Genomic DNA, 18,547 nt, shown 5'->3' on the forward strand with positions numbered 1-18,547 from the left:
GGGTGCATCGCCTGCGCGGCCTCGCGGGTGTGCGGCTTGGCCGACTTGATCAGGCGGCTGAGTTCCTCGTAGACGCGCGGGCCGGCCTTGTCCGGCAACTGGAGCCGCCCAAACGCGTTGAGTGCCTTCGCCGTGTCGTCCAACAGCAAGCTCAGCTCCGGCGGCACCGCCCGGTGCGCGCTCGGGATGCCGGTCTCCTCGTTGCTCAGGTCCGCCAGCCCGCGCATCAGGCTGTTGAGCTGGGTGGCGACGTGGTCGAGGGCGATCGCCGCCTCGTCGACCCGGTGCACCGTGTCCAGGTGAGCCGAGCGGCGCGGGTGGTACCTGACCGACTCCTCGGCCTGCTGGGCGATCTTGCGCGCGGTCTTCGCGGATGCGGCCAGCTCCCGGCTGCGCTCGAGCCAGCGCTGCGCGTCCGCGTGGGTCCACTCGCCGCGCAGCCGCCGGGCCGCGTTCGCGCCCAACTCCGCCAGATCGTCGGCCAGGTCGGCCAGCTCCTTCGCCGCGGTGCGGGTGAACGCGGGCGGCGCGACGAGCGTGTTGACCAGTACCCCGAACACCGCGCCGATCAGGCTGTCCACTATGCGCACCAGGCCGTATCTGTTGCCGAACGCCAGCACCAGCAGCCCGGTCACCGCGACCTGGTTGACCTGCGTGCCCAACTTCAGGGTGCGGCCGATCACCAGGCAGATCACCACCACAAGCGACATCGTCAGCCCATTGATGCCGAGGTAGCGGCCGACCGCCAGCGCGCCCAGCATCCCGGCGACCACCCCGGCGGTGTATTGGAGCGCGCGGGTCACCGACTGGTAGACGGTCACCTGCACGACGACCAGAGCGGCGACCGAGGCCAGGATGGGGTCCTGGATGTGCAGAAACCCCTGGCAGGTCTCCCACGCCAGCGCCGCGGCGAGAGCGGCCTTCGCGGTCTGCCGGAACGCGTCGCGCTCCCGCAGCAGCCAGTGCTGGAAGCCGTGCAGCCGAAACGAGCGGACCGTCGCGAGCACCGAACTCCAACCGCCCCGGTGCACCGCGTTGCGTGCGCGGTTGACCAGAGCCGCGGCATACCGGCCTTCATCCTCAGACATGGTCGCTGCTCTCATCTCCCTGCATGATCATTATTCTCTCGTACCTGGGACGTTCCGGAGCGGACCGGGACGGCAGCCATCGGCCTGAGCGCGTACGCTTATTCCACGTCCGGTACCCCCAGAGGGACTGGAACGCATTGACGGGTGAGGAGTGACGCTGTGGACGGCTCGGACGCCGACATCTCGTCCCGGCCCGGCCGCTTCAGCGTCGGGGTCATCGGAGCGGGACGGGTCGGCCCGGTGCTCGGCGCCGCGCTCGCCCGGGCGGGGCATCCGGTGGTCGCCGCCTCCGGGGTGTCGGACCGCTCTCGCCGCCGCGCCGAGGATCTACTGCCGGGCGTCCCCCTGCTGCCCGCCGCAGACGTGGCCGAGCGGGCGCGACTGGTGCTGCTCACGGTTCCTGACGACGCGCTGAGCGACTTGGTGGCCGGTCTCGCTTCGACCGGGGCGATCCGGGCGGGCCAGGTGGTGGTGCACACGTCCGGACGTTACGGGGTCGGCATTCTCGACCCGGCGCTCAACGCGGGGGCGCTGCCGCTCGCCCTGCACCCGGTCATGACGTTCACCGGCACGGACGTGGACCTCGCGCGCCTGTCCGGCTGCTCCTTCGGGGTGACCGCGCCCGAGCTGTTCCGGCCCATGGCCGAGGCGCTGGTGGTCGAGATGGGCGGCGAGCCGGAGTGGATCGCCGAGGAGAAGCGCCCGCTGTACCACGCGGCGCTGGCATCCGGCGCGAACCACCTGGTCACCCTCGTCGCCCAGGCGGCCGAGTTGCTGGGCGAGTGCGGCGTGGCCAACCCGAACCACATGCTCGGCCCGTTGCTCGGTGCCGCCCTCGACAACGCCCTGCGCTTCGGCGACGCCGCGCTCACCGGGCCGGTCGCGCGCGGGGACGCGGGCACCGTGGCGGCGCATCTGGCCGAACTCGGCCGGGTCGATCCGCACGGCCTGGTGCGGTCGGCGTACCTGGCCATGGCCCGGCTCACCGCCGACCGGGCGCTGGCGGCCGGACTGCTCACCACGGAGCAGGCGGCGACTCTGCTGGACGTTTTGGGCGGCGCTGTATGACCATGGCGAGCTTGGGGAACGGCCGGGTCTTAGGAGGTCTCTTGTGACGAGGGTCGTGCACAGCCGCGCGGATCTCGAGGCGGCGCGGGCGGGGCGGTTCGGCGACACGGCCGTGGTGATGACCATGGGCGCGCTGCACGAGGGACACCTCGCGCTGATCCGGGCCGCGCGGGCGTCGGCGAAGACCGTGATCGTCACCGTCTTCGTCAATCCGCTGCAGTTCGGGCCGAACGAGGACTTCGACCGCTACCCGCGCACCCTCGACGAGGATGTCCGCATGTGCGAGGAGGCCGAGGTCGACGTCGTCTTCGCCCCGGCGGTCGACGACGTCTACCCGGGCGGCACACCGATGGTGACGGTGCATCCCGGCGCGATGGGCGACGTGCTCGAGGGCGCCTTTCGGCCGGGCTTCTTCGGCGGCGTGCTGACCGTGGTGAACAAGCTGCTGAACCTGACCGCTCCGGACGTCGCCTACTTCGGCCAGAAGGACGCCCAGCAGCTCGCGCTCGTCCGGCGGATGGCGCTGGACTTCAACCTCCCGGTCGAGATCGTCGGCGTGCCGACGGTGCGCGAGCCGGACGGTCTGGCTCTCTCGAGCCGGAACCGGTACCTGTCGACCGAGGAGCGCACCACGGCGCTCGCGCTCAGCGCGGCGCTCGCCGCGGGCGCGCAGCAGGCGACCGCGGCCGGGATCCGGTCGGCGGCGCGGGCGGTGCTGGACCGGGCCGCCGCGGCGGACCCGCCGCTGGGCACCGACTACCTCGCGCTGGTCGGCCCCGACGACTTCCTCGAGGTCGCGGACGACCACGCGGGAGACGCGATCCTCGCCGTCGCCGCCCGGGTGGGCGGCACGAGACTCATCGACAACGTGCCCCTGCGGATCGCGGCCGCGCATCCGGCCGGGGGCGAGAAGAACGGGGACGAGGCGCGATGACCCAGATACCGACGACGACACCGGCACAGGCATCGGCACCGGCGACCGTCCCCTCGACGACCCGGATATCGAGGCTCCGCGCGCCGGAGCCGGGCTGGACCGCGTACGCCGACACCGTCGTGGTCGGCTCGGGCATCGCCGGGCTCACCGCGGCGCTCGCGGCCCGGCACGCCGGCTCGGTGCTCCTCGTCACCAAGGCCCAGCGGTCCGACGGCTCGACCCGCTGGGCGCAGGGCGGCATCGCGGCGGCGCTCGGCCTCGGCGACACGCCCGAGGCGCACCTGAAGGACACGCTCGTGGCCGGCGCCGGCCTCTGCGACCCTGAAGCGGTGCGGATCCTGGTCACCGAGGGCCCGGCCGCGGTCCGCAACCTGCTGATCAACCGGGGCGCGGAGTTCGACCGCCGCTCCGACGGCTCGATCGCGCTCGGCCGCGAGGGCGGCCACCACGCCGACCGGATCCTGCACGCGGGCGGCGACGCCACCGGGGCCGAAGTGTCCCGGACCCTGCTGGCCCGGCTCGACCAGCTGATGGACGAGATCGAGGTCATCGACCACGCCCTGGCGCTCGACCTGCTCACCGACCCGTCCGGGCGCGCCGCCGGGCTGACCCTGCACGTCATGGGGGAGGGCGCGCGCGACGGGGTCGGCGCCGTGCGGGCGCGCGCGGTGGTGCTGGCCACCGGCGGGCTGGGCCAGGTCTTCAACGCCACCACGAACCCCTCGGTGGCCACTGGCGACGGCGTCGCGATGGCGCTGCGGGCCGGGGCGCGGGTCGCGGACCTGGAGTTCGTCCAGTTCCACCCGACCGTGCTCTGGCTCGGTCCCAGCGCGCGCGGCCAGCTTCCGCTGATCTCCGAAGCGGTACGCGGCGAGGGCGCCTTCCTGGTCGACGCGGCCGGCGAGCGCTTCATGACCGGGCTGCACGAGCTGGCCGACCTCGCCCCCCGCGACATCGTGGCCAAGGCGATCCGCCGCCGCGCGCTCGAAGCCGGCCTCGACCACCTCTGGCTGGACGCGCGGCACTTCGGCGAGGACAAGTGGCGCGGCCGGTTCCCCACCATCTGGGAATCGCTGCACGAGCACGGCATCGACCCGGTCCGGGAGCTGATCCCGGTCGCCCCCGCCGAGCACTACGCGTCCGGCGGCGTGCTGACGGACCTTTGGGGCCGCACGTCGATTCCCGGGCTCTACGCGTGCGGTGAGACCGCCTGCACCGGTGTGCACGGAGCCAACCGGCTCGCCTCCAACTCGCTGCTTGAGGGGCTGGTCTTCGCCGACCGGATCGGCCGCGACCTGGTCCGCGCCTTCGGCCCCGACGGCGATCCGGCCCCGGGCGAACCGGCGCCCGACCGGCGTCCGCAGGTTCTGTACGCGCCGTCCGTGCGCGCAGAGACCCAGCAAACGATGAGCGAAGGGGCAGGAGTGTTGCGGAGTGCCGCCTCGCTGGCCATCACCCTCGATACGCTCGGCTCGCTCACCGAACCGGCCGGTCCGGAGCCGTGCGCGGAAGCGTGGGAGGCGACCAACCTCCAGCAGGTCGCGGCCGTGATGGCGGAGGCGGCGGCGCGCCGCGAGGAGACCCGCGGCTCGCACTGGCGCGAGGATTTCCCGGCGGCGGACGACGCGCGCTGGAGGGTCCGTCAGATCGCCCAAGCGACCGCTGACGGCGTTCGGATCGAGGAGCGGGCCGTGCCCGACGACGCGGACACGGTTTTGTGAACGAGCTCGTTGTGAATGGGCGTGCTGCGGGACGGGGGCGGCGAAGTGGGGGCTGTGAAATGGGCAGATGTGTAATGGGCGCCGGAGCCGACATGGCGTCGGACCCGAGCATTGAGGAGGAGTCGCGGTGATCTCAGCACCGATCGCCGACCGGCTTAAGGCCGCCGGCCTGGATCCAGATCAGGTCGAGCGGGTGGTCCGGCTGGCCCTCGACGAGGACCTGGACGGCGGCGTGGACATCACCAGCGCCGCCACCGTGGACGAGGACTCCCGCGCGGTCGCCGACTTCGCCACTCGCGCCACCGGCGTGGCCGCCGGCATCCCGGTCGCCGCGGCGGTGCTCGACGCCGTGTCGGGCGGCGACGCGCAGGTGGAGTTCCGCGTCGCGGACGGTGCCCGCATCGAGCCCGGCGACGTGCTGTTCACCGTCTCGGGCCGTACCCGCGACCTGCTCACCGGCGAGCGCACCGCGCTGAACCTGCTCTCCCACCTCTCCGGGGTCGCGACCCTCACCCGGGCCTGGGTGGACGCGGTGGCGGGAACCGGCGCGAAGATCCGGGACACCCGCAAGACCACACCCGGCCTGCGCCGCCTGGAGAAGTACGCGGTGCGCTGCGGCGGCGGGGTAAACCACCGGATGTCGCTCTCCGACGCCGCGATGGTCAAGGACAACCACGTGATCGCGGCCGGCGGCGTGGTCGAGGCGTTCGCCGCGGTCCGCAAGCGCTTCCCGGACGTGCCGATCGAGGTCGAGGTGGACACGCTGGACCAGCTTCTGCCGGTGGTCGAGGCCGGGGCGGAGCTGGTGCTGCTGGACAACTTCACGCCGGAGCGGATGCGCGCCGCGGTGCTTCTCGTCGGCCGCAACGAGCCGTACGGCCGCACCAGGCTCGAGGCGAGCGGCGGCCTGACGCTGAGCGGGGCCCGTGCGGCCGCCGATACCGGGGTCGACTATCTTTCGGTCGGCGCCCTGACCCACTCGGCGCCGATCCTCGACATCGGCTGCGACTTCCGCTCGCCCTGACCGCCAGTCCGCGCCCGAAGCCTTCGCATAACCGCGCTACGCACCGAACCCGCACCACCAGCGCCCCCTTACGCAACGTCTCGGATCTAAGGCCCACGCCATGCTTCTCACGATCGATATCGGAAACACCCATACGGTGCTCGGCCTGTTCGAGGGCGAGGAGATCGTCGAGCACTGGCGTGTCTCCACCGACCCGCAGCGCACCGCGGACGAACACGCCGTGCTGCTCCAAGGCCTCATGAACAACCACCCGCTGGTCGGTGACAGCGGCGTGGACGGGATCGCGCTGTGCTCCACCGTCCCGTCCGTGCTGCAGGAGATGCGGGACATGATCCGCCGCTACTACGGCGACATCCCCTCCCTGGTGGTCGAGCCCGGGGTCAAGACCGGCATCCCGGTGCTGGTCGACAACCCCAAGGAGGTCGGCACCGACCGGATCATCAACGCGCTCGCTGCCGTGCACCTTTACGGCGCCCCCTGCATCGTGGTGGACCTGGGCACCGCGACCTCGTTCGACGCCGTCTCCGCGCGCGGCGAGTGGATCGGCGGCGCGATCGCCCCCGGGATCCAGATCTCGGTGGACGCGCTCGGCGCCCGCGGCGCCCAGCTGCGCAAGATCGAGCTGGCCCGGCCGCGCTCGGTGATCGGCAAGAACACCGTCGAGTGCATGCAGGCCGGCATCCTCTACGGCTTCGCCGGCCAGATCGACGGCGTGGTCAACCGGATGGCCGACGAACTGTCCGACGACCCGAACGACGTCACCGTCGTGGCCACCGGCGGCCTGGCGCCGCTCGTGCTCGAGGAGGCCGAGGTCATCGACGCGCACGAGCCCTGGCTCACCCTGATCGGCCTGCGACTGGTGTACGAGCGCAACATCGGCACCACCTGAGCGGCGCTACCTCCGCGGCACAGGGCGGTAATGCCGTGCAGGCGGTTCTGGGCGCCCCCCTAGAATCGGACCCATGAGCGAAGCGCCGACCTCCGACAGTGGTATCCAGGACGAGCCCGAGCAGATGCGGGTGCGGCGGGAGAAGCTGGAGCGGATCAAAGCGCGCGGCGCCGACCCCTACCCCGTCGGCTACCCCAGGACCGCGACGATCGCCGAGGTCCGGGAGAAGTATCAGGGCCTGGAGCCGGACACCGCCACCGGCGAGCGCGTCGCGGTGGCCGGGCGCGTGCTGCTCTCGCGTACCGGCGGCAAGTTGTGCTTCGCCACGATCCGCGAGGCGGAGGCGGAGATCCAGGTGATGATCTCGCTGGACCGGGTCGGCGAGGCGTCGCTGGCGGACTGGAAGGCGGACGTGGACCTGGGCGACCACGTCGGCGTCACCGGCGAGGTGATCACCTCCCGGCGCGGCGAGCTGTCGATCCTGGCCGAGTCGTGGGCGATCACCGCCAAGTGCCTGCGCCCGCTGCCCGACAAGCACAAGGGCCTGGCGGATCCGGAGGCGCGGGTGCGCCAGCGGTACGTCGACCTGATCGTGAACGCGGACGCGCGCTCGATGATGCGCAAGCGGTCCGCGATGGTCCGCTCGATCCGCGACACCATGCACGGCGAGGGCTACATCGAGGTCGAGACGCCCGTGCTGGGCAGGGTGCACGGCGGTGCGACGGCGCGGCCGTTCGAAACCCATATCAACGCCTACAACATGGACCTGTACCTGCGGATCGCCACCGAGCTGCCGCTCAAGCGGCTGATCGTGGGTGGCGCCGAGCGGGTCTTCGAGATCGGGCGGCTGTTTCGCAACGAGGGCGCGGACGCCACGCACAACCCCGAGTTCACCACGATCGAGACCTACGAGGCCTACGGCGATTACCGCACGCAGGCCGAGCTGACCCGCAAGCTGATCCTGAACGCGGCGCTCGCGGTGAACGGCGACACGGTGATCCGGGGCCTGGACGCGCACGGGGTCGAGCACGAGATCGATCTGGCCGAGCCGTGGGGCGAGGTCTCGATCTATCAGGGGATTTCTGAGCGGCTCGGCGAGGAGGTCACGCCCGAGACGAGCGTCGCGCGGCTGCGTGAGCTGGCGGACAAGGCCGATGTGCCCTACGAGGCGAAGTGGGGCCACGGGCAGATCGTCCTGGAGATGATCGAGCGGCTGCTTGAGGAGAACGTGGTCGCGCCCACGTTCCTGATGGACTATCCGACCGAGGTCTCGCCGCTGGCCCGCAAGCACCGGTCGATGCCGGGTGTCTCGGAGAAGTGGGACCTGGTCATCCTGGGCACCGAGCGGGCGACCGCGTTCTCCGAGCTGACCGATCCGATCGACCAGCGCGAGCGGCTGACCGCGCAGTCGCTGCTGGCGGCGGCCGGCGACGACGAGGCGATGCAGTTGGACGAGGACTTCCTGCGCGCGCTCGAGTACGGCATGCCGCCGACCGGCGGGATGGGCATGGGGATCGACCGGCTCATCATGATGCTGACCGGCAAGAACATCCGCGAGACGATCCTGTTTCCGCTGGTGCGCCCGGGATCGTGAGCGGGTGGACGAGGAGGTGACGGTGCGGTGGTCGCGGATCTGGAGGCCCTGATACCGCCGGTGGTCATGGCGATCCTGTTCATCGCCCTGATCGTGACGATCCTGCGTGCGCAGAACCCGCGTCGCAGGGCAGCGGCCAAGGCCAGGGAAGAGGCCGCGGAGAAGGCTGACCCGCGCATCAACGGGGGCTGATCAATGCCGCCGGCCGGCCACGCCGATCTGTCCTGACCGACAGATCGCTGACTTGCTCAGGCCCTCAGGTCAGCCGGCGCACGCGAGCCATCAGTGAAGCGGGGGCCGTGTCTGCGCCGCCAGTGGCGCCGGCCTTGCTGGGTCCGGTACCAACCGGGGACGCGTTGCCGGGCGGGCGGCCCGCGCCCACCCGGGCCAGAGCGCGCGCGACGGTGAGGCGGCTGGTCGCCGCTGCGGCCGCGTCGTCGGCCAGCATCTCGACCAGCTCCGCGACGGCCGCGGTGGCGCGTCTCGCCGGGGGCAGGAACGGCAGCGCCGACTGCCAGGCCACGAACGGTTGGACCACCAGCTCGTGGCGGCCCTCCGCGTGGGCGCGCTCGTGGGCCAAGACCGCGGCCAGCTCTTCCGGGGGCAGCGCCGCGATGACGCCATCGGTAATGACGATGCGTGGATGAGGGCCCGGCAGGCAGTAGGCCAGCGGCTCGGGGTGTTCGAGCACGCGCAGGCCGCCCGCCTCGCGCCGGGCGAGCAGGTCGATCGCGATGCGCTGCCGCCGTAGATCCCGCTCGATCCGGATCGCCGAGGTGGCCAGGACCCCGGTCAGCCAGGAGAACAGCAGCGCGGCCAGCACGAGCGCGGCGAGGTTGAGCAGATCCCAGGCGCGGCCGAGCGGAGCCAGGCCGAGCAGCACCAGTGCGCCGATCGCGCTCATTCCTCCGACAAGCCCGACCGCCTGCCACAGGCCGATCGCGGCGCGAGGTCTGCGCCGCGTCCATTCAGCCGCGACGAGGGCGTCGGGCACCGGCCACGCCAAAAGGAAAGCGATGACCGCGCATCCGGCCGCGCTGATCAGCCACATGGGTCGCCGCCTGTACCGGCCGGACAAACGGGGCTGAGGGCTGGGAGTGGGGTGCGGGCGGGGACGGGGCGCGCCGACATCCGAGCGGTGCAGAGGGCTGAGCGCGGGGCACGGGTTGGAGCTGGTGGCGCCGACGTCGGGGAGAGCATGGGCGCGATCGGGCGGTCAGGCGGTCGCGGCGCGGGATGGCGCCCCGTCCGCCCCGGCGGCCTCCGGCTCCCCCAGCAACTCGCGCAGGAAGGCCTTCTCCTCCTCCGACACCGAGCCGGCGAAGTGCACCAGCGCCGAGCGCCGGTCGCTGGTCGAGCCGAGCGCCTCGAGCATGGTGCCGGCGATCAGTTCGGCCCGGCTGGTCGTCGCCGAGTACCGGTAGGCGCGCCCGTGCCGCTCGCGGGTCACGAAACCCTTGCCGCCGAGCCGGTCCAGCACCGTCAGGATCGTGGTCACCGCGGGAGCGTGCTCGCGGGGCAGTTCCTCGACGATCCGGGTCGCCGCCACCGGTTCGGGTGTGTTCCAGAGCACGTCCATGACCGCGCGTTCGAGTTCGCCGAGCCTCGCCATGGGGTCTACTCTACTCATGAGAGAACTTCTACGGTTCGTAGAAGTTCCCACCTCTCGAAGTCACCCGAGGCGGCGGCGAAAGAGCACGCGGAGGGACGCCTTTCCCCGTCCGCGATCTACAGCTGCCATCAAGCCACGGGCGGCTTCGAGAGGACCAGCTACACGGCGCTACCCGAGGAGGCCTACGACCATTGTCCGGACTCGTCGTGGCGCGGGTCGAGACCGCGCTCTCCCTCTCCTTCCACATCCTGTTCGCCGTCTTCGGGGTCGGCCTGCCGTGGCTGGTCCTCTACACCGAACGGCGCTGGCTCAAGACCGGTGACCGGGTCTGGTACGCGCTGACCCGCAAGTGGGCGCGCGTCATGGCGGTCCTCTTCGCGATCGGCGCCGTCTCCGGCACGGTGCTCTCCTTCGAGTTCGGGCTGCTCTGGCCGACCTTCATGTCCACCTACGGCGGCGCGATCGGCCTGCTGTTCACCCTGGAGGCGTTTGCCTTCTTCGCCGAGGCGATCTTCATGGGCCTCTACCTGTACGGCTGGAAGCGCCTGTCGCCGCGCGCGCACTGGCTGACGCTCTGGCCGATCGCGATCGCCGGCACCCTGTCGACGATGTTCATCGTCATGGCCAACGCCTGGATGAACAACCCGGTCGGCCTCGGCGTCGCGCATGGGAAGATCACCGCCGACCCCTGGGCGATCTTCCGCAGCTCCACCTCCTGGACCGAGGTCACGCACATGGTCACCGCAGCCCTGATGTGCACCGGCGGCATGGTCGCCGCCGTGTACGCCGTGGGCATGCTGCGCGGTCGGCGGGACCGATACCACCGCCTGGGCCTGAATCTGGGGATGGGAACGGTCCTGGGCCTCGCGCCGATCCAGTTCCTCATCGGCGACTTCGCCGCGCGCGACGTCGCGGCCACGCAACCGGCCAAACTCGCGGCGATGGAAGGGCACTACGACACCTCCGGGAACGTGCCGCTAGTGCTCGGCGGCATCTACAACGACAAGACGCACCAAGTGGTCGGCGGGATCAAGATTCCGGACGGGCTGTCCCTGCTGCTGCACTTCAAGCCGGGAGCGGTCGTGCCGGGGCTGGACCAGACGCCGGCGAATCAGCAGCCGATGACGACGGAGGTGCACCTCGCCTTCGACTCGATGGTCGGGCTCGGCACCGCGATCCTGTTGATCGCGCTCTGGGGCGCGTGGCGGCTATGGCGCAACCGGGGCGCGCAGGACGGGCGGATCAAGCCCACCCGCCAGTGGCTCTGGGCGGCGGCGTTCACCGGCCCGGCGGCGATGGTGGCGATGCTGGCCGGCTGGGAGGTCACCGAGGGCGGTCGGCAGCCGTGGATCGTTTACCAGCACATGCTCGTCGCCGACGCGGCCACGAAGACCACCGGGCTCGGCTGGGCACTGCTCGCCACGATCCTGATCTACCTCGGTCTCGCCGTCGCACTCATCCTGATCCTGCGCAGGCTCGCGACCGGAGCGCCGCCAGAACCGGCTGAAACGATCGAACCCGGCGTGCCCGCGCTGCCCGCCGTGTCCGCGTCGGCCGAAGCAGCCGGTGCCGTCGACCTGGAGGTGGCCCCGTGACCGCCGTGAACGCGATGCTCGTCGTCATCGTGCTCTCGCTCACCGCGTACGCCCTGCTCGCCGGGGCCGATTTCGGTGGCGGGGTCTGGGACCTGGTGGCCCGTGGGCGCCACGCGGACGACCAGCGGGCGCTGATCTCCGCCTCGCTCGGCCCGGTGTGGGAGGCCAACCACGTCTGGCTGATCTTCGTGATCGTGTCGGTCTTCAGCGCCTTCCCGACCGCGTTCGGGCCGATCGCCACTTCGCTCGAACTCCCGCTCGCCCTCGCGCTGGTCGGCATCGTGCTGCGCGGCGCCGCATACGTCTACCGCGCGTACGGCGGCGGAGCAGCGCTGCCGGACCGCTGGTGGGGCCGGATCTTCGCCGGGGCCTCGGTGCTCACGCCGTTCATGCTGGGCGTGTCCGGCGCCGCGCTCGCCACCGGAGAACTCGGGCCGCACAGCTCGCCGACGCAGCCCTTCAAGTCGACGTTCGCGCTCACCGCAGGAGTGCTGGCCGTGGTCGTCACGGCATTTCTGGCGGCCGTCTACCTCTGCTACAACGCCGCGCAGCACCAGAGCACCGCCCACCTCGTCGCCATCTTCCGGCGCAAGGCGATGGGCGCCGCAGTCGCCGCAGGAGTCGTCGCGCTCGCGATGCTGCCCGCCTTCTATCACGACGCGCCGACCGTCGCCGCGCGCTTCACCGACCGATCGGTACCTCTCGCCGCGCTCTCCGCGGTCTGCGGCGTCGGCAGCCTCGTGGTCTTGTGGCGAAAGCACTACGTCCTCGCCCGGGCCACCGCCGCGCTGGCCGTCGTCGGCGTTCTCGGCGGCTGGACCGCCGCTCAGTACCCTGACCTCATGGTCGGCGTCTACACGGCCGCACAGGCCGCCGCCGCACCGCAGAGCGTGGACGCCATGCTCATCGCGATGGTCTTCGGCATGGCGGTCATCCTTCCCTCGTTCTACCTGCTCCTTCGGGTCTTCAGCCGGCCGGTTGTAGAAGATCACTGACTCGTGGGGGTGGCGAGCGGACAGACCGCCGAAAACCACGCGCGGGCGCCGGGTAAGCTCACCCGGGTGAGTGACAGGGTTACGGTGACAGCGGTGGATATGACGTATACCGACACCGACGCCATGGAGCCGGATGACCGGCTGTACGGCGGCGCTGCGCTGGCGGACTGGTCCCAGGCGGACTTGATCCGGGAGATCCGCGAGAGCTTCGCCGTCGTCGAACCCCGCGGAGCCGAGGCGGCGGCCTGGTTCTACGAGCATTTCTTCGCGGCCAATCCGCGCTACCGCAAATACTTCTCCGGCGACCCCGTCGCGCAGCACCGGCGGCTGTTTCAAGCGGTACGGCGTATCGTCGACGACTTGGACCGGCTCGACGAATTCCTTCCGTATCTGCGCCGCCTCGCGCTGAGACACCGGAAATTCGGGCTGCGGGCCGCGCACTACGAGGCTTTCGGCGTCTCGCTGGTCGCCACGCTGGCGCACTTCTGCGGTCCGCGGTGGACGCTCCGGACCGCCGACGCATGGGCCACCGGATACGGATTGGTGGCCGATGTGATGCTCGAAGCCTCGGCCGAGGCGGACGCGGTACTTCCGGCGTTTTGGGAGGGCGAGGTCGCCGAACACGCCATGCTCGCACCGGACATCGCCCGCATTGTGGTGCGCCCGCTGGACGACGCGGAGCGGCCGGGGCCGTACGTGTTCGCCGCCGGGCAATATGCCGCGGTGGAATGTTCGGAACTCGTCCGCGCCTGGCGGGACTTCTCCTTCGCCGGCGCGCCGGACGGCGGTGAGCACCAGGGAGTCGAATTCCACATCCAGAGCGGGCGCGTCGGCGGCGTGAGCGACGCCCTCGTCAACCGCACCGCCGTCGGCGACCGCGTCCGGATCGCCGCCGCCGAGGGCGAACTGGCCTTCCCGTCTGCCGACCGGGTGGACCGCCTGCTCGCGGTCGGGCACGGTACCGCCGCCGCGCCGATCCGGGCCTTGGTCGAGGCGGCCCTCGTGCGCGGCGATCTGCGGCCGACGACCGTGCTGCTCGTCTCGGACGAGGGGCCGCACTATCTCGGCGGCGAATTCGAGGCGCTCGCGGGCAAGCACGGCGCCCTGTCGGTCGAGGAGGTCGACGGCGATCCGCTCGCCGCGGTGCGCGTCCACGGCGCGGCGGCCGGGCCGGGCGGCACCTGCGGCGCGGTGCTGGTCGGGCCGACCGCGATGGTCGAAGGCTGCCGCGCGGCGCTGATCGCGGCCGGCGTGGACCCGGCTGACATATCGTCAGATCTGTTCGACTAGCTGTCACCCTCCCGGTGGATGTGCACTGACCCTGTGTAACTGACACAGTGCACAGCGTGGTACTAGAAGGCCGCGCGCTCAAAAGCGGCTCGTCGAAGCTGAACGGGGCGGCGGCGAAAGATCGCGCGGCGGGAAGCGTTTTTCTCCCCGCCGCGCGATCTACATCCGCCATAAGGCCCGGTTCAGCCTCGAAGAGCCGAGAAGACACCGCGTTGGAACGCCGGACGCGGGCACGGGTCCGGCGCGTGCGGGATCGGTGCCGGGTCCGCCCGGACGGCACTGCGTGGTGCTCCCTAGCCCTCGTGGCCGCTCTCATGCCCGTCGCAGGCATCTGCCTGCTTCCAGCCGCCCTTGCGGTGCGCCTGGCCGCTGGTGTTCCCCTGTGGGCTGCATACGGGCTCTGGTGCGCCTCCGCCGTCGGTTATGGGATGCGGCCCGTCCAGCGGGCGATAGCGCGCTTGCTGTGGCCGATCCGGCGGCCGACACAGGCCGAGCGCCGCCGACTTGAGCGGGTCTGGGAGCGTGTCGTCGCGCACGCCGGGGTGGGCGGCCGCCGCTTCACGCTCCTGATCGTCGAGCTGCCCGAGGTCAACGCCCACTCCATCGGCCGGGACCTGATCTGCGTGACTACCGGCGCACTGGCGCAGCTCGGCGACCGCGAACTGGCCGGGGTGCTCGCCCACGAACTCGGCCACCACCTGCGCATGCACACCTCGGCATCCGCGTTCCTGGTCTGGGTTCTGCTTCCGCTCCAGGGCGTCGCGCTCGTGGGGAATCTGCTCGCGGCCCCCGCCGTGGCACTGGCCCACCGGCTCGCGCGGCGCCGGCCCGAGCACCGATTCGCCCACGCGTGCGCGCGGGTGTCGTCGCGGCTCGGCGACGCGATCCGGGCCGTTTTCGCCGCCCCCGGCGCCGCCGCGTTCGCCGCGAAGAACGCCGCCGGGCGCAGCGCCGAATACCGGGTGGACGCCTTCGCCGTCGAGGTCGGCCTCGGCGCCGAACTGCTGAGCGCGCTGCGCTGGTTCGCCGCTGGCGAGCGAGCTGGCGGCGAACGGTCCTGCGCCCCGGCCCAGTGCGGACGGGTGCGGCGCGGACGCGCCCGGCACGCCGCCGCGCGCATCCCCCGGCCGACGCATCCGCCGCTGGACCGCCGGATGGCCCGGATCGCCGCCCGGGTGGAACTCGCCCGCAGCGACGCATGAATTCTGGCTGACCGCGCGAGCTGGGGCGGGTGTGAAAGAGCTACAGCCGCCGACAAGCCCCGGCGAGTACGCTCACGAACCGTGGAAGACGTCACCATCCGGCGGGCGCGCACCGCCGACGTTCCGGCCATTCGCGACCTGGTCGACGTGTACGCGTCGGACCGCATTCTCCTGGACAAGCCCGTGGTGACGCTATATGAGGACATTCAGGAGTTTTGGGTCGCCGAACGTGATATCGACGCGGCCGTGGTCGGTTGTGGCGCATTGCACGTGATGTGGCGCGACTTAGCAGAGGTGCGTACGCTCGCGGTCGACCGGAGGTTCACTGGCCTCGGCATCGGGCACGCGATTGTGGAAAAACTTCTGGGCACCGCCTCATGGCTGGGAGTACGCAGGGTGTTCTGCCTAACCTTCGAGACCGCTTTCTTCACGGCACACGGATTCCAGCCACTCGACGAGAGCCCGGTGGGTCCCGAGGTCGCCATGGAACTGTTGCGGTCAGCCGACGAAGGTATCGCCGAGTTCCTCGATCTGGAGCGGGTGAAGCCGAACACATTGGGTAACACCCGCATGCTGCGGCTGTTGTAGCGGGGGCCCGCGCGGGGGCGCACGGTTCAATGGGATGCCAAATTCTGCCAACCGAGTTGAATTGCCCGCGCAAATGCGCTTGTCTAGTCCCGGGATGGCTAACCGCGCGAAAGGGACGATGGTGGCGCAGAAGACAGTAGTTGTGATGACCGATGACCTCACCGGGGGCGACGCAACTCAGACGATCCATTTCAGTCTTGACAACAACGAGTACGTGATCGACCTCAACGACAAGAACGCCGCCGCGTTGCGCGCGGATTTCGACAAGTACATCGAGGCCGGGCGCAAGCACCGGGCGGACGCGGGCTCGGCCCGGCCCCGGCGCGGCGCGGCGGTCCGCGGACCGGCCTCCGGCGTGGACACCGCGGCGGTCCGGGAGTGGGCCAGGGACAACGGGCACGAGGTCAGCGAGCGGGGCCGGGTCTCGAAGAAGATCATCGACGCCTATCTCGCGGCCAGCTAACGGCTCACCTGGCCGCGGCGGCGGCTCAGCGCGTGGCGGGAGCAGGACTCGGCGATCGCGGCCAGCAGGGCGATCACCTCGGGGGGGACCGCCAGCGGGTCGTGCAGCCAGTGGTTCCGGGAGGGAGCCGGGACCCGGTCGCCGGGCCCGTGCGCGGTGAGGCCGAGATCGATCCCGCCCCAGTCGAGCCAGTCGAGCAGCTCCGGCAGATCGTCACGGGCGCCGGGAGCGACGAAGAACAGGCACTTCTCCGGCTGCGCCAGGGCCACCGGGCCCGGAGCGAGCGCGGCCTGGCCGTATCCGATCAGCCGGCGCAGGGCACCGCGGCCGGCCTCCTCGGGGACCTCCAGCACATCGAAGTCGCGGCCCACCGGCAGCCACAGCCGGCCTTGGGCGTCGCGCTCCACGGCCCAGCCGCGCCGGAGTGTGTACCACTCCTCCAGGGCGTCCAGGGCGGGCACGGGAACACTCTCCGCGGACACAGCGTTGGTCAACATGCAGGCCCTAGTGGTGGGGTGTGGGAACGTGGCGGCACTCATGGCGTTTCACGGATTCTTCAGCCGCGTTTTGCCTTCTCTGTTGGCGTCGCAGCCAAACGTAGAGTAAGCCGGGGCCGCCCGCGAGGGTTCGGCGCCGCGCCGTTCGCTTCAGGCGTACAGCGGCCGGGCGTTACCAGGCTGAAGTGCGGGAACACCTGATCAGACAGGGTGCAACACCGACCACGCACCGTGTACCGCCACTCCACGGGGCGAGCATTCCCGTAGGGTCCGTCTCCAGGCGGGACTAGCATTCGGAAGGACAGGCCGGGTGCAGTTGCAGGGAATCCCGGCACTGCCCGACCGCTCCGGGGAGCGAGAAGAAGATGTTCGAGAGGTTCACCGACCGCGCAAGGCGGGTTGTCGTCCTGGCCCAAGAAGAGGCCAGGATGCTCAACCACAACTACATCGGCACGGAGCACATCCTGCTCGGCCTGATCCACGAGGGCGAGGGTGTCGCGGCCAAGGCGCTCGAGTCGCTGGGCATCTCGCTCGAGGCGGTGCGCCAGCAGGTCGAGGAGATCATCGGCCAGGGCCAGCAGGCACCGTCCGGCCACATCCCGTTCACTCCGCGGGCCAAGAAGGTGCTCGAGCTGTCGCTGCGCGAGGCGCTGCAGCTGGGCCACAACTACATCGGCACGGAGCACATCCTGCTCGGCCTCATCCGCGAGGGTGAGGGCGTCGCGGCGCAGGTGCTGGTCAAGCTCGGCGCGGACCTGAACCGGGTGCGCCAGCAGGTCATCCAGCTGCTGTCGGGCTACTCCCAGGGCAAGGAGGCGGCCACCGCCGGCGCCCCGGCCGAGGGCACCCCGGCCACCTCGCTGGTGCTCGACCAGTTCGGCCGCAACCTGACCCAGGCCGCCCGCGAGGGCAAGCTCGACCCGGTCATCGGCCGGGAGAAGGAAATCGAGCGGGTCATGCAGGTGCTGTCCCGGCGCACCAAGAACAACCCGGTGCTGATCGGCGAGCCCGGCGTCGGCAAGACCGCCGTCGTGGAGGGCCTGGCCCAGGCGATCGTCAAGGGCGAGGTGCCCGAGACCCTCAAGGACAAGCACCTGTACACCCTGGACCTCGGCGCCCTGGTGGCCGGCTCCCGCTACCGCGGTGACTTCGAGGAGCGGCTGAAGAAGGTCCTCAAGGAGATCCGCACCCGCGGCGACATCATCCTGTTCATCGACGAGCTGCACACCCTGGTCGGCGCGGGCGCCGCCGAGGGCGCGATCGACGCCGCGAGCATCCTCAAGCCCATGCTGGCCCGCGGCGAGCTGCAGACCATCGGCGCGACCACCCTGGACGAGTACCGCAAGCACCTGGAGAAGGACGCCGCGCTCGAGCGCCGGTTCCAGCCGATCCAGGTGGCCGAGCCGTCGCTGGCGCACACCATCGAGATCCTCAAGGGCCTGCGCGACCGGTACGAGGCGCACCACCGGGTCTCGATCACCGACGGCGCCCTGGTGGCCGCGGCGACGCTGGCCGACCGGTACATCTCCGACCGGTTCCTGCCGGACAAGGCGATCGACCTGATCGACGAGGCCGGCTCGCGGATGCGGATCCGCCGGATGACCGCGCCACCGGACCTGCGCGAGTACGACGAGCGGATCGCGACCGTGCGCCGAGACAAGGAGTCCGCGATCGACGCGCAGGACTTCGAGAAGGCCGCCTCGCTGCGCGACCAGGAGAAGCAGCTGCTGGCCGCGAAGGCGAAGCGGGAGAAGGAGTGGAAGGCCGGCGACATGGACGTCGTCGCCGAGGTCGACGAGGAACTGATCGCCGAGGTCCTGGCCACCGCCACCGGCATCCCGGTGTTCAAGCTGACCGAGGAGGAGACCTCCCGGCTGCTGCGCATGGAGGACGAGCTGCACAAGCGCGTCATCGGCCAGGTGCAGGCGATCAAGGCCCTCTCCCAGTCGATCCGGCGCACCCGCGCGGGTCTGAAGGACCCCAAGCG

General features: G+C 71.0%; 18 protein-coding genes. 14 read left to right on the forward strand and 4 right to left on the reverse strand.

All coding sequences use genetic code 11. The features are described from left to right. Positions 1-1,088, reverse strand: a 1,088-nt coding sequence (locus tag VGZ32_RS09775; protein ID WP_326885580.1) for an FUSC family protein, incomplete at its 3' end; no start/stop codon positions are given. Between the two features lie 159 nt (positions 1,089-1,247). Between VGZ32_RS09775 and VGZ32_RS09780 the strand changes: the two genes are divergently transcribed. From VGZ32_RS09780 to VGZ32_RS09810, 7 genes are all read left to right on the forward strand, one after another. Continuing rightward, positions 1,248-2,156: a Rossmann-like and DUF2520 domain-containing protein gene (locus tag VGZ32_RS09780; protein ID WP_326885581.1), complete on the forward strand. Its 909-nt coding sequence runs from the start codon at positions 1,248-1,250 to the stop codon at positions 2,154-2,156. Positions 2,157-2,199: 43 nt separating this feature from the next. Then, the gene (gene panC, locus VGZ32_RS09785) at positions 2,200-3,090 is read left to right on the forward strand and encodes a pantoate--beta-alanine ligase (RefSeq protein WP_326885582.1); all 891 of its coding nucleotides are present in this window, start codon (positions 2,200-2,202) and stop codon (positions 3,088-3,090) included. Further along, positions 3,087-4,811, forward strand: a complete 1,725-nt coding sequence (locus tag VGZ32_RS09790) for an L-aspartate oxidase (protein WP_326885583.1) — start codon at positions 3,087-3,089, stop codon at positions 4,809-4,811. Before panC ends, VGZ32_RS09790 begins: the two co-directional genes overlap by 4 nt. Before the next feature lie 127 nt (positions 4,812-4,938). Continuing rightward, positions 4,939-5,835 carry a carboxylating nicotinate-nucleotide diphosphorylase gene (gene nadC, locus VGZ32_RS09795; protein WP_326885584.1) on the forward strand — a complete coding sequence of 299 codons (897 nt, stop codon included), beginning with the start codon at positions 4,939-4,941 and terminating at the stop codon, positions 5,833-5,835. Between the two features lie 100 nt (positions 5,836-5,935). Then, on the forward strand, positions 5,936-6,724 hold the full coding sequence (locus VGZ32_RS09800; protein ID WP_326885585.1) for a type III pantothenate kinase: 789 nt from the start codon (positions 5,936-5,938) through the stop codon (positions 6,722-6,724). 73 nt (positions 6,725-6,797) lie between these two features. After that, positions 6,798-8,318 carry a bifunctional lysylphosphatidylglycerol synthetase/lysine--tRNA ligase LysX gene (gene lysX, locus VGZ32_RS09805; protein ID WP_326885586.1) on the forward strand — a complete coding sequence of 507 codons (1,521 nt, stop codon included), beginning with the start codon at positions 6,798-6,800 and terminating at the stop codon, positions 8,316-8,318. A 27-nt stretch (positions 8,319-8,345) separates the two neighbouring features. Beyond that, complete coding sequence (locus VGZ32_RS09810; RefSeq protein ID WP_326885587.1) at positions 8,346-8,510, forward strand: hypothetical protein; 165 nt, start codon at positions 8,346-8,348, stop codon at positions 8,508-8,510. A gap of 64 nt (positions 8,511-8,574) precedes the next feature. Here the strand turns inward: VGZ32_RS09810 and VGZ32_RS09815 are convergent, their stop codons facing one another. Together VGZ32_RS09815 and VGZ32_RS09820 are read right to left on the reverse strand one after the other, a co-directional pair. After that, complete coding sequence (locus VGZ32_RS09815; protein ID WP_326885588.1) at positions 8,575-9,369, reverse strand: M56 family metallopeptidase; 795 nt, start codon at positions 9,367-9,369, stop codon at positions 8,575-8,577. Positions 9,370-9,534: 165 nt separating this feature from the next. Further along, positions 9,535-9,930 (reverse strand): BlaI/MecI/CopY family transcriptional regulator, encoded by a 396-nt coding sequence (locus VGZ32_RS09820; RefSeq protein WP_326885589.1) that lies wholly within the window; start codon positions 9,928-9,930, stop codon positions 9,535-9,537. A 191-nt stretch (positions 9,931-10,121) separates the two neighbouring features. On the opposite strand from VGZ32_RS09820, the gene VGZ32_RS09825 reads away from it, so the two are divergent. From VGZ32_RS09825 to VGZ32_RS09850, 6 genes are all read left to right on the forward strand, one after another. Continuing rightward, positions 10,122-11,525, forward strand: a complete 1,404-nt coding sequence (locus VGZ32_RS09825; RefSeq protein ID WP_326885590.1) for a cytochrome ubiquinol oxidase subunit I — start codon at positions 10,122-10,124, stop codon at positions 11,523-11,525. Then, positions 11,522-12,520, forward strand: a complete 999-nt coding sequence (locus VGZ32_RS09830) for a cytochrome d ubiquinol oxidase subunit II (RefSeq protein WP_326885591.1) — start codon at positions 11,522-11,524, stop codon at positions 12,518-12,520. Before VGZ32_RS09825 ends, VGZ32_RS09830 begins: the two co-directional genes overlap by 4 nt. A gap of 99 nt (positions 12,521-12,619) precedes the next feature. Beyond that, positions 12,620-13,810, forward strand: coding sequence for a globin domain-containing protein (locus VGZ32_RS09835; protein ID WP_326885596.1), 1,191 nt, complete (start codon positions 12,620-12,622; stop codon positions 13,808-13,810). A 314-nt stretch (positions 13,811-14,124) separates the two neighbouring features. Beyond that, positions 14,125-15,012, forward strand: a complete 888-nt coding sequence (locus VGZ32_RS09840) for a M48 family metalloprotease (RefSeq protein WP_326885592.1) — start codon at positions 14,125-14,127, stop codon at positions 15,010-15,012. 81 nt (positions 15,013-15,093) lie between these two features. After that, positions 15,094-15,600: an amino-acid N-acetyltransferase gene (locus VGZ32_RS09845; protein ID WP_326885593.1), complete on the forward strand. Its 507-nt coding sequence runs from the start codon at positions 15,094-15,096 to the stop codon at positions 15,598-15,600. A 118-nt stretch (positions 15,601-15,718) separates the two neighbouring features. Continuing rightward, positions 15,719-16,063, forward strand: a complete 345-nt coding sequence (locus tag VGZ32_RS09850; protein WP_326885597.1) for an Lsr2 family protein — start codon at positions 15,719-15,721, stop codon at positions 16,061-16,063. Here the strand turns inward: VGZ32_RS09850 and VGZ32_RS09855 are convergent. Next, complete coding sequence (locus VGZ32_RS09855) at positions 16,060-16,524, reverse strand: hypothetical protein (RefSeq protein WP_326885594.1); 465 nt, start codon at positions 16,522-16,524, stop codon at positions 16,060-16,062. The two genes, VGZ32_RS09850 and VGZ32_RS09855, sit on opposite strands and share 4 nt — an antisense overlap. 401 nt (positions 16,525-16,925) lie before the next feature. On the opposite strand from VGZ32_RS09855, the gene VGZ32_RS09860 reads away from it, so the two are divergent. Beyond that, the coding region (locus VGZ32_RS09860; protein ID WP_326885595.1) for an ATP-dependent Clp protease ATP-binding subunit at positions 16,926-18,547 on the forward strand (1,622 nt) is incomplete at its 3' end.

Origin of the sequence: Actinocrinis sp. (assembly GCF_035938995.1) — a bacterium.
GTDB lineage: Bacteria > Actinomycetota > Actinomycetes > Streptomycetales > Catenulisporaceae > DASZGI01.

Bases quoted from the DNA above. Each gene is read 5' to 3' on its own strand.
- VGZ32_RS09790 (WP_326885583.1), top strand. From the start codon at position 3,087: ATGACCCAGATACCGACGACGACACCGGCACAGGCATCGGCACCGGCG.
- VGZ32_RS09800 (WP_326885585.1), top strand. From the start codon at position 5,936: ATGCTTCTCACGATCGATATCGGAAACACCCATACGGTGCTCGGCCTG.
- lysX (WP_326885586.1), top strand. From the start codon at position 6,798: ATGAGCGAAGCGCCGACCTCCGACAGTGGTATCCAGGACGAGCCCGAG.
- VGZ32_RS09815 (WP_326885588.1), bottom strand. From the start codon at position 9,369: ATGTGGCTGATCAGCGCGGCCGGATGCGCGGTCATCGCTTTCCTTTTG.
- VGZ32_RS09820 (WP_326885589.1), bottom strand. From the start codon at position 9,930: ATGGCGAGGCTCGGCGAACTCGAACGCGCGGTCATGGACGTGCTCTGG.
- VGZ32_RS09835 (WP_326885596.1), top strand. From the start codon at position 12,620: ATGACGTATACCGACACCGACGCCATGGAGCCGGATGACCGGCTGTAC.
- VGZ32_RS09840 (WP_326885592.1), top strand. From the start codon at position 14,125: ATGCCCGTCGCAGGCATCTGCCTGCTTCCAGCCGCCCTTGCGGTGCGC.
- VGZ32_RS09850 (WP_326885597.1), top strand. From the start codon at position 15,719: ATGGTGGCGCAGAAGACAGTAGTTGTGATGACCGATGACCTCACCGGG.